The sequence below is a fragment of the Flavobacterium sp. genome (genome assembly GCF_004211145.1).
Lineage (GTDB): Bacteria > Bacteroidota > Bacteroidia > Flavobacteriales > Flavobacteriaceae > Flavobacterium.
The window spans coordinates 66506-79945 of the sequence record NZ_SEBS01000013.1 but is presented as its reverse complement, the minus strand read 5'-3'; the positions used below and the strand labels follow the sequence as shown (position 1 = coordinate 79945).

General features: G+C 49.4%; 11 protein-coding genes. 4 read left to right on the top strand and 7 right to left on the bottom strand.

All coding sequences use genetic code 11. The features are described from left to right. Nucleotides 1-68 precede the first annotated feature (68 nt). On the bottom strand, nucleotides 69-869 hold the full coding sequence (locus tag EOO50_RS08340) for a TIGR00266 family protein (protein WP_290839197.1): 801 nt from the start codon (nucleotides 867-869) through the stop codon (nucleotides 69-71). Between the two features lie 181 nt (nucleotides 870-1050). On the opposite strand from EOO50_RS08340, the gene EOO50_RS08335 reads away from it, so the two are divergent. Beyond that, complete coding sequence (locus tag EOO50_RS08335; RefSeq protein WP_290839196.1) at nucleotides 1051-1425, top strand: DoxX family membrane protein; 375 nt, start codon at nucleotides 1051-1053, stop codon at nucleotides 1423-1425. Here the strand turns inward: EOO50_RS08335 and EOO50_RS08330 are convergent. The 3 genes from EOO50_RS08330 to EOO50_RS08320 are packed head-to-tail and all read right to left on the bottom strand — an operon-like array spanning nucleotide 1422 to nucleotide 4139. Continuing rightward, complete coding sequence (locus EOO50_RS08330) at nucleotides 1422-2345, bottom strand: lipid A deacylase LpxR family protein (protein WP_290839195.1); 924 nt, start codon at nucleotides 2343-2345, stop codon at nucleotides 1422-1424. The genes EOO50_RS08335 and EOO50_RS08330 overlap by 4 nt on opposite strands. After that, complete coding sequence (gene mtgA / locus EOO50_RS08325; RefSeq protein ID WP_290839194.1) at nucleotides 2345-3022, bottom strand: monofunctional biosynthetic peptidoglycan transglycosylase; 678 nt, start codon at nucleotides 3020-3022, stop codon at nucleotides 2345-2347. The genes EOO50_RS08330 and mtgA overlap by 1 nt, the downstream gene beginning before the upstream one ends. A 4-nt stretch (nucleotides 3023-3026) precedes the next feature. After that, a complete protein-coding gene (locus tag EOO50_RS08320) occupies nucleotides 3027-4139 on the bottom strand; it encodes an FAD-dependent oxidoreductase (RefSeq protein WP_290839192.1) in 1113 nt (370 codons plus the stop codon). Between the two features lie 251 nt (nucleotides 4140-4390). Here EOO50_RS08320 and EOO50_RS08315 point away from each other — a divergent pair, with 251 nt between their 5' ends. The 3 genes from EOO50_RS08315 (at nucleotide 4391) to EOO50_RS08305 (ending at nucleotide 10399) form a co-directional block, all read left to right on the top strand. Then, a complete protein-coding gene (locus tag EOO50_RS08315; protein WP_290839191.1) occupies nucleotides 4391-7591 on the top strand; it encodes a reprolysin-like metallopeptidase in 3201 nt (1066 codons plus the stop codon). A 92-nt stretch (nucleotides 7592-7683) separates the two neighbouring features. After that, nucleotides 7684-9588 carry a S9 family peptidase gene (locus tag EOO50_RS08310; RefSeq protein WP_290839190.1) on the top strand — a complete coding sequence of 635 codons (1905 nt, stop codon included), beginning with the start codon at nucleotides 7684-7686 and terminating at the stop codon, nucleotides 9586-9588. Between the two features lie 148 nt (nucleotides 9589-9736). Then, complete coding sequence (locus tag EOO50_RS08305) at nucleotides 9737-10399, top strand: hypothetical protein (protein WP_290839189.1); 663 nt, start codon at nucleotides 9737-9739, stop codon at nucleotides 10397-10399. 42 nt (nucleotides 10400-10441) lie between these two features. On the opposite strand, the gene accC is transcribed toward EOO50_RS08305, so the two are convergent. The 3 genes from accC to EOO50_RS08290 all read right to left on the bottom strand — a co-directional run bounded on the left by accC (nucleotide 10442) and on the right by EOO50_RS08290 (nucleotide 13382). Then, a complete protein-coding gene (accC, locus tag EOO50_RS08300) occupies nucleotides 10442-11788 on the bottom strand; it encodes an acetyl-CoA carboxylase biotin carboxylase subunit (RefSeq protein WP_290839188.1) in 1347 nt (448 codons plus the stop codon). An 85-nt stretch (nucleotides 11789-11873) separates the two neighbouring features. Continuing rightward, nucleotides 11874-12362 (bottom strand): acetyl-CoA carboxylase biotin carboxyl carrier protein, encoded by a 489-nt coding sequence (gene accB, locus EOO50_RS08295; protein ID WP_290839186.1) that lies wholly within the window; start codon nucleotides 12360-12362, stop codon nucleotides 11874-11876. A gap of 21 nt (nucleotides 12363-12383) precedes the next feature. Beyond that, nucleotides 12384-13382 carry a beta-ketoacyl-ACP synthase III gene (locus EOO50_RS08290; RefSeq protein WP_290839185.1) on the bottom strand — a complete coding sequence of 333 codons (999 nt, stop codon included), beginning with the start codon at nucleotides 13380-13382 and terminating at the stop codon, nucleotides 12384-12386. Nucleotides 13383-13440 lie beyond the last annotated feature (58 nt).

Genomic DNA, 13440 nt, shown 5'->3' with positions numbered 1-13440 from the left:
CAAAGTGCAGAGTGCAAAGCAGCGGACAAATTCAACCTTGCACTTTGTGCTTTGCACCTTGCACTTTTCTAAAACCGATTGTCTCCATCAAGCAAATTCCCGATTCCGCCCAACAAACTTCCCTCATCGCGCCCGCTTCCGCCTGATCGCGGCGCCGAAGCGATGATCCTGTCGGCCAAACGGCTGAATGGCAACGATTGCACGAAAACGGTTCCCGGACCTTGCAACGTCGCGAAAAACAGACCTTCGCCACCGAAAATAGAGTTCTTGATTCCGCCGATGAATTCAATATCATACTGCACGGTCGATGAAAACCCGACGATGCAACCCGTATCGACTTTCAAAATTTCACCCGCTACCAGTTCTTTTCTTGCCAAAGTTCCGCCCGCGTGCACGAAACTCATTCCGTCGCCTTCGAGCTTCTGCATGATGAAACCTTCGCCTCCAAAAAGCCCGCGACCGAGTTTTCTCGAGAATTCGATTCCCACCGCGACGCCTTTCGCAGCGCACAGGAACGCGTCTTTCTGGCAAATGAATTTCCCGTTGTATTGCGTCAGGTCGATCGGAATGATCTTCCCGGGGTAAGGCGACGCGAAACTCACTTTGCTCTTGCGCATGTTCTGGTTCTGATACGCCGTCATGAACAGACTTTCACCCGTAAGCATTCGTTTTCCCGCCGACAATAATTTCCCCATGAACCCCGATTGCTGCTGCGATCCGTCGCCGAAAATGGTTTGCATTTGGATGCCGTTTTCCATCATCATGAAACTTCCGGCCTCGGCAACTACAATTTCCTGCGGGTCCAATTCGATCTCGACGTATTGCATTTCTTCGCCGAAAATCTCGTAATCAATTTCGTGTGCTGTCATTTTTTGAACGTTTTTGTTGATACTGCAAAGTAGTGATTTACCACAATTTCCGGAATCGGAAAATTGCAACAGAAGTCAATTACAAACAACAATTGTTTACAACATTTTACCTGCAACTGCTTATCCGATAATTTTTTAATTATATTTTTACCATATCTCTAATCATTAAAACCAAACTTTTATGAATTCGAAATTTACGATGATTGTTCGCGTTTTACTTGGAATCATGTTGGTCGTGTTCGGCGCCAACAAACTCTTCCCTTTTTTACCGATGCCTGAACCCGCAGGAGCAGCGTCGGCCTTCATGAGTTCGCTCAATGCGACGGGATATATTTTTCCGGTGCTGGGAATCCTTGAAGTTACGATCGGATTGATGCTTTTGTTCAAGAAATGGGTGCCGTTCGCAATTATTCTGCTCGCTCCGATTTCCATAAACATCTTGCTTTTTCACCTTTTTCTCGCGATTCCGGGAGTCGGTCTCGCCTTGTTGGTGGCCGTCTTGAACGCGATATTGATTTACAAACATTGGAGATTGTACAACCCGCTTTTCGCCTAATCCAACAGCCAACCGATTTGTATCGACCCGAAAAAGTAGCCTTTGTTCACCCAATTGTCGGCTTCCTTTCCTCGGTAAATAAATGCGTACGATAAATCCAGGCGGTTTTTTCGGTATTTGAGTCCGGCCTCGCCCGTGAATCGGAACGGGATCAGGTCGAACGTGATCGGACTGTCGTCGTTGAACATACTGCCTTGTATCGTCGCATCGTAGAGTTGGTAATTGACCGATGGCGAAATGTAGAAGAAGAATTCGCTTTGGTTTTTACGGGCCGACAAATCACTGTTGACCGCGGCTCCGTACAAGGTCGAATCATAGATCGGAAGCAACGGTTTCAAGCTCACGCGCGACAAGACGCCAACGGTCGCGCCCGCAAACGCCGTTCCCGCTACGGCATTTCCTTTCGCGTGGAAATCGAAATGATCGCCTCGGAAAATCTTTTTGGAGTACGCCGCGCCCAATTGCAACGCGAGCGTGTTTCGGATTTGATATTCCCAGCCGCGAACAGGCTTGTAACCGAAGACGTCGTGGATGGTTTTCTGGACTTGTTCGGCGCCCGACGCTGGCCCGACGACTCCGACTTGCCCATTTAACCTAAACATGGATTCGCTTTTGTAAAACCGACTTTCAGCATATTGCCCGAAAAGATAACCTGCAAAAGCGCGATCATGTATGTTCGGATCGGCGGCTTTCACGGTCTGCGGGTTGAAGATATATTGCCCGGCGCGGAACTCGTGGATTTTCTTGACGATGTTTTCACTCGTATCTTTTGACAGATATCGGTAGAAAATCTCGACGCCGTTCGTATAGTATTTGTCGTTCACCGACGACGTGAACAAATCGTTCTCAAGCACAAGCCCAATCTCTTTTGACTGCGCGAAAACACCGGCCGAAAATAAAAAAAGCAACAGATATTTCATCAATAATCGAGTTTGACCGCGCGCATTCCGGCAACGATCCGGTTCTTCTTCCTATTGATATATGACGAGGAATTGCTGGCTGCGAATTTCCTCGGATTCGGCAAGATTGCTGCGATTCCCGCGGCCTGCCTTTTATCGAGCTCCGAGGCGTCCTTGCTGTACCAATGTCTCGATGCGGCCTGGGCACCGTAAACGCCGTCGCCCATTTCGATGCTGTTCAAGTAGACTTCCATGATGCGTTCCTTGCTCCAGAAAATCTCGATGAGCACGGTGAAATAGGCTTCGAACCCTTTGCGGATCCAGCTTCGGCCCTGCCATAAAAAAACATTTTTGGCGGTTTGCTGGGAAATCGTGCTGCCGCCTCGAAGTTTCTTTCCTTTCTTATTTTTCTTGAGTGCGATTTTTATCGCCTTGAAATCGAAACCATGGTGTTCCAGAAATAACGCGTCCTCGCTCGCGATCACGGCCTTTTGCAGATTTGGCGAAATGTTTTCAATGGGTTCCCAGTCGTGCCCGAAATAAACTTCCTTGTCTGAAAAAGTATTCTCGAAAAAACGAAAAACCATCAAAGGCGTGAACGGAACCGGCACGAACCGCAACAAAATGACCCAAAAAATCGAAATGGCGAAGAACCAGATCGTTATTTTCTTAATGAAATTGAAAATCTTTCTAATCATAATCTTAAACTAAATCGGCGAGTTCCTGACCCACGAGACTGCCAATGGCAACGCCCATTCCACCGAGCCTGACGCCGCAAAATACATTGGCCGAAAGCGCTTCCACGATCGGGTTCTTGCTCGTTCCTATTCCCATTATTCCGCTCCAGCGATGCTCGATCTCGAAATCGCGTCCCGGTAAAATTACGTCTTTTAGTAGTTGTTCCAAACGCTGTTGGACGATTTCGGTGTTACCAAATCGCGTCGTGGCCTCGGTTTCGAAATCGAGGTTGCGCGCACCGCCGAACAAAATCCTGTCGCCTATATTCCTGAAATAATAATAGCCTTTGTCAAAATGAAACGTGCCTTTGATGTCGAGATCGGCGATCGGCTTAGTGATCAAGACCTGCGCGCGTGCGGGTTTCACGGCATTATCGGTAAGTTGTCCTGCGAATCCGTTTGTGGCAAAAAGCAATTTTGTCGTTTTGAACGTGAAATCGTCCAGACTGACTTCGACCTGGGATCCGATGTCTGAAAAGGCGGTTACTTCAATTCGGTTCAAAATCAAAATATCATTTGCGACCGCCTGCTTGAGTAACGCCTGCATCATATTTCCCGTGTCGATCTGGGCCTCGAACGGATTGAAAATAACGTAGTCGTGGATGTTTCCGAACCCGAACCGATCGACTTCCCTCGAAAAAACATCGGCCTTGAACATCGGACGCAGAATGTCATTTATAAATGGGAGTTTCTGCAAACAATCTTGGAACAGCACTTCGTCGTCTTTCAAAAACAATTCATAGCCGCCGTACGGTTTGAAATCAATCGCCTGATCGCCGAGACGTTTCCGGAGCAATTGCAAACCTTCCCATCGTTTCTTGACGAGAGCGACAACTTCTTCCTCGGAATGCGTCGAAAGGTCGTCGATGATTTCCGACAAACTCCCGAAGCATGCAAAACCAGCGTTTTTCGTACTCGCGCCCTGAGGCAACGCTCCTTTTTCAAGAACGAGGATTTTTGATTCGGGAAAACGCTCTCGCAAACGCAAAGCCGCATGAAGCCCGACGATTCCGCTGCCGACGATCGTAAAATCGACATTCGAAAACCAGTTTTTGAGTTCCCAGTAACTCAGTTCCATTTCAATTTTTTCATAAAAATAAAGCATCGGACGCGAACGGGAATCATTTCGCCAAAGTTTTTTCACGCGTGATTTCATCGCATCGGCGAACTCATATTTCTTGAATTTTAAGAAATGAATTACAAACTACTTAAACATCAAATTGCTATTTTATCGATTTGTTAACTATTTCCCAAATTTATCGACCAACGTTAGCGTAATCCTATTATATTTGATTCAAACTAAATCACTATTAACCCAAATTACAATTTATGAAGTACAGATTACTCTCTATTGCCTTGTTGGCAATGACCGGGTTTTCGTTCGCCCAACAGGGAAGACAAGCCTGGAAACCGACCATCCAAGACCCCGATTTGCAAATCGTGGGCAACAAGACATCCCTAACAAACCCAAGATTGTTCGAACTCAACACTGACCAGTTGAAACAGGCGGTCTCTCAGGCTCCGAAACGTTTCTCGGGAAGCAACGGCGTGATCGTTTCACTGCCGAATCCCGACGGAAATTTCGAGCGTTTCCGCGTGACCGAATTCTCGAACATGGATCCGGAACTCGCAGCCCGCTATCCTGAAATCAAATCCTACACGGGCAAAAGCCTTGACCACGCCGGCGCAACCGTATATTTTTCGATTTCTCCTCTAGGTTTGCAGTCGATGACGATCAATCCCGACAAGTCGGCGGTTTTCATCGAACCATATACGACCGACCAAAGCGTTTACACCGTCTACCGCAAAAGCGACAAGGTGGCGACGCTCACGCAATGGGACTGCAACGTGATCGCCGAGGCCACGAAAGACCTTGACGCGAGCATGCTTCGCCCGAACGCCGACGACGGAAACCTGCGCAATTACCGTCTCGCAATGTCGGTCACGGGTGAATATACCGCGTATTTCGGAGGAACGAAAGCCCTCGCCCTCGCCGCGATCAACAATTCCATGACGCGCGTGAATGGTGTTTTCGAAACCGATTTGGGCATTCACATGAACCTCATTTCAAACACCGATGCCGTGATTTATACCTCGGCGTCGACCGATCCATATTCGAATGCTTCAACCGGAGCCGGCGGCGCGTGGAACCAGGAATTACAGACGACGTTGACCAATACGATCGGAAGCGCGAATTATGACATAGGGCATTTGTTCGGGGCGACCGGAGGCGGTGGAAATGCTGGCTGTATCGGTTGCGTCTGTAAAAATCCGACGACGTCCGTTCCGCTTGGAAAAGGTTCAGGCTATACATCCCCGGCTGACGGGATTCCATCGGGTGACAACTTCGACATCGATTATGTCGCCCACGAAATCGGGCATCAATTTGGAGGGAATCACACGTTCTCAATGAGCAACGAAGGAACGATCGCGCAGTGTGAGCCGGGATCAGGATCTACGATCATGGGTTATGCGGGAATTACAGGTTCTACCGACGTTCAGGCGCACTCTGACGCATATTTCCACGCGGTTTCCATCCAACAAATTACGAACTACGTAAAAACCACGACCTGCCAAACCACTACGGTTACAGGCAACGCGATCCCAACTGCAAATGCGGGCGCCGATTATACGGTTCCAAAAGGAACGCCTTTCATCCTGAACGGTTCAGGTTCGGACGCAAATGGCGGCGCACTCACGTATTGCTGGGAGCAAATGAACCAACGCACGACTACGAATTCGATGCCGACCGCGACAAAAACGGGCGGCCCGAACTTTAGATCGTATTCTCCGACGACAAGCACTTCACGTATGTTCCCGCGTTTGGAAACCGTGAAAACAGGCGCGACCGCTTGGACTTGGGAAGCCGTTCCGACGGTAGCCAGAACGTTAAACTTTAGATTTACAGTGCGCGACAATCAAGGTTCGCTCGCGGCAAACAATTCCGACGACATGGTCGTAACGGTCAACGCGACTGCAGGACCTTTTGCGGTCAGTGTTCCGAACACGGCGGTTTCGTACGTCGGCGGATCGAGCCAGACCGTAACTTGGGCAGTTGCCGGAACCACTGCGAACGGTGTGAACTGCGCGAACGTCGACATCTTGCTTTCAACCGATGGCGGAAACACGTTCCCGATCACACTCTTGGCCGCAACGCCAAACGACGGAACGCAAGCCGTAACGATTCCAAATACGCCGGGCACGCAAAACCGCATCATGGTGAAAGGAACGAACCATATTTTCTTCGATATGTCGAACGCGAATTTTACGATTACGGGCGGAACGAGCGACACGACAGCGCCATCGACTCCGACGCTATCAGCTTCAGCAACGACGCAGTCTACGACGAACTTGTCTTGGACCACTTCGACTGACAATGTCGCGGTAACTGGATATGATGTTTACAGAAACGGCGCCTTCTTGGCTTCATCGACTACGACTTCACTTGCCGTGACTGGCTTGACAGCTTCGACGACGTACACTTTTTATGTAAAAGCGAAGGACGCGGCGGGCAACCAATCGGCGAACTCGAACACGGTTTCGGTGACGACTTTGGCTCCGACGACAGATACGACGGCTCCATCGGCTCCGACGTTGTCTGCTTCGGGAACTACGCAAACGACTACGAATTTGTCTTGGACGGCTTCGACCGATAACGTCGGCGTAACAGGTTATGATGTGTACAGAAACGGAGCTTTCCTCGCTTCATCGACAACGACTTCGTATTCGGTTACAGGCTTGACGGCCGCAACGACCTACACGTTCTACGTATTTGCGAAAGATGCTGCCGGAAATCAATCGGTAAATTCAAATACGGTTTCGGTGACGACACTTTCATCATCGGTAACATATTGCACGTCTCAAGGAAATAGCGTCGCCGATGAAAAAATCGGGAAAGTTGTTTTCGGAACCATCAACAATACCTCTACCGGCGGAACGGGTTACACGAACTTTACGGCGCTTTCAACGAACGTAACGAAAGGTTCGGCGTACACGATTACGATCACACCGCAATGGACGAGCACGATTTACAACGAAGGTTACGCGGTATTCATCGATTACAACCAGGACGGCGATTTCGCTGATTCAGGTGAGACCGTTTGGACGAAAACCGCTTCCAAGACGACTCCGGTTTCAGGTTCGATCACGATTCCGGCTTCGGCGTTGAACGGCGCGACGAGAATGCGCGTTTCCATGAAATACAACGGAGTTCCGACTTCGTGCGAGACTTTCTCTTACGGACAGGTCGAAGATTACACCGTGAACATCGTTTCATCGGGCAGAATGGACGAATCGCAACCGCAGATTTCTTACACCGTATATCCGAATCCGGTTCAAGGCAGCGAACTTTTCATCTCGAATGTCGACGACAACGCGACGTTCCGAATCGTGAACACGCTTGGGCAGCAAGTCGGAAAAGGAAAAATTTCGAACGGATCAGTTCAGGTCGATACGTTGAAAGCGGGCACGTATTTGCTCGAGATCACATCGGGCGAACAAACGCAGGTGAAACGCTTCATCAAACAGTAAATCCGCTCAACTCAATTTTGAAAGCTGCTCGCAATGGGCAGCTTTTTTTGTTTTTAATCCGTACTTTTAGGCCGCATTTCAACACTGCCAATATGAGAAAAATAGCTTGCTTAACCTTTATTTTATTGAGTATGACCGCTGTCAAAGCCCAAAACGTCATGACGCCCGAATTGCTTTGGAAACTGGGTCGCGTGACCGGACTCGGCGTTTCGAAAGACGGAAAAAACATCGTGTATAAAGTCTCGACTCCGTCGGTCGAGGAAAACAAATCGAGTTCGAAATATTTTACGGTTCCCGTTGCGGGCGGAAATCCTGTCGAAATCAGTGACTACAAATCGTTGCTAAACGACAAGAATGTCTCGCCCGACGGAAAATATCTTGTTTACGACGAAGAAGTGAAACTCGCCAAAGTCGAAGGCAAGGATTTTTATCCCGAACTTCAAAAATCGGACGTGCAGATCTACGACGGCCTCGACTACCGACATTGGGACAAATGGAATACGGGTTCGTACAACCATGTGTTTTTCCGAGACAACAAGGAAGGCAGCAAAGGCACGGATCTGTTGAAGGACGAGCCGTTCGATTCGCCCCAGAAACCTTTCGGTGGCGATGAAGATTACGCCTGGTCGCCTGACGGGAAAAGCATCGTTTATGTCGCCAAGAAAAAATCGGGCACCGAATACGCGAAAAGCACGAACACCGATATTTACCAGTACGACATCGCGACCGGAAAAACCACGAACCGCACCGAAGCGAATTTGGGTTACGACACGCATCCGAAATTCTCCCCGAGCGGCGATTTGACGTGGTTGCAGATGAAGCGCGACGGTTATGAAGCCGACAAGAACGACATCATCGTGAGTTTCCGCGGCATGAACATGAACCTCACGGCGAATTGGGATGGAACGGTCGACGATTTCACGTGGGCGAAAGACGGGAAGAAAATCTACTTCACGGCGGCAGTCGGCGGAACGAAACAACTTTTCGAAGTTAATTTCCCGGGACTGACCAAGATTGCGGTCACCGTCACGCAACTCACAGACGGACAATTCGACGTCGCGGGAATCGTCGACATTACGGGCAATACGGCAATCGTGAGCCGCACCGACATGAACCACGCCGCGGAATTGTATTCGTACGATCTCAAAAAGAAAACATGGAAACAGCTTACGTTTGCCAACAAAGCGACGTACGATAAACTGGCCTTGAGCAAAGTCGAAAAGCGCATCGTCAAGACAACCGACGGCAAAAATATGGTCGTTTGGGTGATTTTGCCGCCGAATTTCGACGCGAACAAGAAATATCCGACGTTATTGTATTGCCAGGGCGGACCGCAATCGGCGTTGTCGCAGTTCTATTCTTTCCGATGGAACTTCCAGTTGATGGCCGCCCAAGGTTATATCGTCGTCGCCCCGAACCGACGCGGAATGCCCGGGCACGGCGTGGAATGGAACGAAAAAATCTCCAAAGATTGGGGCGGACAGGTCATGGACGATTATTTGTCGGCGATCGATGACGTTTCAAAAGAGAAATATGTCGATAAATCGCGTTTAGGCGCTGTCGGAGCGAGCTATGGCGGCTATTCGGTGTTCTATCTCGCGGGAATACACGAAAAGCGTTTCAAGACGTTCATCGCGCATGATGGCGTCTTCAACTTACAGTCGATGTACGGCACGACCGAGGAAGTTTTCTTCAATCATTGGGATTCGGGCGGCGCGTATTGGGAAAAAGACAACGCGGTCGCACAAAAAACATACGGACAGTTCAATCCCATCAACAGCGTGAGCAAATGGAACACGCCGATCTTGATCATCCAAGGTGGAATCGATTACCGCGTTCCGATCGGACAAGGTCAGGAAGCGTTCCAAGCCGCGCAGTTGCTCGGGATCAAAAGCCGTTTCCTGTATTTCCCTGAGGAAAATCACTGGGTGTTGCAACCTCAGAACGCCATGGTTTGGCAACGTGAGTTCTTCAAATGGCTCAAGGAAACGCTTTAAACGGCAAAGACAAATTTTTGAAATGGCTTCGGGTAAATCGCTCGAAGCCATTTTTTTTACGATTACACAATTATTTTGCATAATTAAGTTCTCATTGTGCGATTATTTAAATTTAGGTGTAACTTTATGATACCTAAATCTATACGCTATGAGAACGCTTATTCTCTGGCTGTTCATGACTTCGTTGTCAGGGATGGCTCAGGTCGGTGTCAATACGACAAGCCCGACCTCGATGCTCGACGTGAATGGAGATACACGAGTGCGAACACTGACCTCAACGACCGACGAAACGACCGCCCGAACGCGTGTAGTAGTCTCGGACGCGACCGGGGTTTTGCAGAACACGACGTCGAAAGCTGTCGTCACGAGCCATCTCAAATCCTACGTGAAAGGCGGTTTCAGTTCGGCGACCGATCAACCTTTGACCGTTACCGCGGGTTCTGTGAAGATTCCGTTCAATTACGAGGATTTCGACGAGAACAGCGAGTACACGCCGTCAACCGCGACGTTCACCGCAAGGGCAGCGGGAATATACAGCATAGACGTCCAGATAAAATCAACTGCCGCGTTGGCCGTAGCGAGTAATTTCGGGGTGGCGATCGTAAAGAACGGCGTCGTCGTAGCGCGATCGGGGTTCGCTAATCTTTCCATCGTCGGTGCAGCGGTCACGCCACCGATACGCCAAGTTCACACTCTCCAGAAACTCACCGTCAACGACAATATCACGTTTATCATCTACACGGACTTATTTAGTGCGGGATTGCTCGGAAATCGGGAGGATTCGTTTTTCACTATCGCCCAGGAGCAATAAAAAACCCGCCATATAGACGGGTTTCAAGGTATTTTATTCCGATTATTCGGGATCGTTCATCTTAAACGACTCCATGAATTTCGTAGTGTAATTTCCTTCGACATAAGCCGGTTCATCCATCAACTGACGGTGAAACGGAATCGTCGTTTTGATGCCTTCGATGACGAACTCGTCAAGCGCGCGTTTCATCTTGTTGATCGCTTCCTGACGCGTTTGCGCCGTCGTAATCAACTTGGCGATCATCGAATCGTAATTCGGCGGGATCGTGTAACCTGCGTAGACGTGCGTGTCGAGACGGACTCCGTGACCGCCCGGCGCGTGAAGCGTCGTGATTTTGCCCGGTGACGGACGGAAATCGTTATACGGATCCTCGGCGTTGATACGACATTCGATCGCATGCAATTGCGGAAGGTAATTCTTGCCTGAAATCGGCACACCGGCCGCAACCAAAATCTGCTCGCGGATCAAATCGTAATCGATTACCTGCTCCGTGATCGGGTGCTCGACCTGGATACGCGTGTTCATTTCCATGAAATAGAAATCGCGGTTCTTATCGACAAGGAATTCAACTGTCCCGGCGCCTTCGTATTTGATGAACTCGGCGGCGCGAACGGCGGCCAATCCCATTTTTTCACGCAATTCGTCGGTCATGAATGGCGATGGCGTCTCCTCGGTCAACTTTTGGTGACGACGTTGCACCGAACAATCGCGTTCCGATAAGTGACACGCTTTCCCATACGCATCGCCGACGACCTGAATTTCGATATGACGCGGCTCTTCGATGAGTTTCTCCATGTACATTCCATCGTTCCCGAAAGCCGCAGCAGCTTCCTGACGCGCACTTTCCCAAGCCTTCAAAAGCTCGTCTTCTTTCCAGACGGCGCGCATTCCTTTTCCTCCGCCTCCGGCCGTAGCCTTCAACATCACCGGAAAACCTGATTCGCGTGCGATTCGGAGCGCATCCTCGTACGACTCCAACAATCCGTCGGAACCTGGAACGCAAGGAACGCCTGCCGCTTTCATGGTCGCTTTGGCCGAAGCCTTGTCGCCCATCCTGTCGATCATTTCAGGTGAAGCACCGATGAACTTGATGCCGTGCTCCTGGCATATTTTTGAGAATTTCGCGTTTTCGCTAAGGAAGCCGTAACCTGGATGGATGGCGTCGGCGTTGGTGATTTCGGCGGCTGCGATGATGTTCGACATCTTGAGGTACGACTGCGCGCTTGGCGGCGGACCGATACAAACGGCCTCGTCGGCAAATTTCACGTGAAGGCTGTCGGCGTCGGCGGTAGAATACACGGCAACGGTCTTGATTCCCATCTCACGGCAGGTACGGATCACGCGCAATGCGATTTCCCCTCTGTTTGCTATCAATATCTTCTTAAACATACAAATCTGTTTTAAATGAAAAATGCTGAGTACCGAATCTCAAACGGAAACCATTTAAAATTCAACACTCAACATTCAAAATAACTTAAGACGGGTCAACCAAAAATAACGGTTGGTCAAATTCTACAGGCGACATGTCATCCACAAGGATTTTCACAATTTTACCTGAATATTCCGACTCGATCTCGTTGAAAAGTTTCATCGCTTCGATCACGCAAAGAACATCTCCTTTAGAAATCGTGCTTCCGACCTCGACATACATCGGTTTGTCGGGAGCCGGTTTGCGATAGAAAGTCCCGATGATCGGCGACTTGATCGTGATGTATTTTGAATTTTCGTCGGCGGCCGGAGCTGCAGTAGTTCCCGACGCCGCTGCCTGTGGAGCAACCGCTTGTGGAGCCGCGACCTGTGGCATTTGTTGAACCGGCGCTTGTTGGATGTAAGTTACCTCAGGCGTGCTTGGCTCATTGGTGGTTTTGATGGTAATCTTAAAATCGTCCATCTCCAATTTTACTTCGGTCGCTCCTGATTTTGCGACGAAACGGATAAGGTTTTGAATGTCTCTGATATCCATGGTTTTGTATTTTGGTTGTTTCTATTTTTTATCGTAAGCCCATTTCAGGTAAATCGATCCCCAAGTGAATCCGCCGCCGAAAGCCGCGAAAATCAAGGTGTCGCCTTTTTTGAACTTGTGTTCGAAATCACTTAGCAAAAGTGGCAATGTGCCCGATGTCGTGTTTCCGTAGCGTTCGATGTTCACAAGGACTTTCTCCTCATCGACATCCATTCTCTGGGCAGTTGCATCGATGATTCGTTTGTTCGCCTGGTGCGCGATGAGCCAATCCACGTCGTCTTTTGAAAGATTGTTGCGTTCCATGATCTTCTCTGAAACGTCGGCCATTCCCGTAACGGCGTATTTGAAAACGGTTTTGCCGTCCTGGAATACATAGTGCTGACCGTTTTCCACGGTTTCTTTCGATGCCGGGAGCAACGATCCGCCCGCGTCGATCTTTAAATATTCACGCCCGATTCCGTCGGAACGCAAAAATTCGTCGATAAGACCAAGACCTTCGTGATTCGGTTCGAAAAGTGCGGCTCCTGCCCCGTCTCCAAAGATGATACAGGTTGCGCGATCGGTATAGTCGATGATCGAAGACATTTTGTCGGCCCCGATCACGAGTACTTTTTTATAACGTCCGGTTTCGATGTAAGCGGCGGCTGTCGACATTCCGTAAAGGAAGCTCGAACAGGCGGCCTGTAAATCATAAGCGAATGCATTGACTGCACCGATTTGGGTCGCTACGAAAACCGCGGTTGCGGCTACGGGCATGTCGGGAGTCGTCGTGGCCAGTAAGACCATATCGATTTCGGCAGGATTTATATTTCCGCGCGAAATCAAATCTTTAGCGGCTTGGATGGCAAGATAAGATGTGCCTTTCCCCGGTTCTTTTAAAATTCTTCTCTCCTTGATTCCGGTTCGGCTGGTGATCCACTCGTCGTTTGTGTCGACCATGGTCTCAAGAACCTTATTCGAAAGTACGAAGTCAGGAACATAACCTCCTACAGCAGTGATTGCGGCTGTGATTTTATTCATAGGATGCGGTAATTTTCTCTTTGGGAATTTCCCCGTAAAAGTTGTTGAAATTACAAAA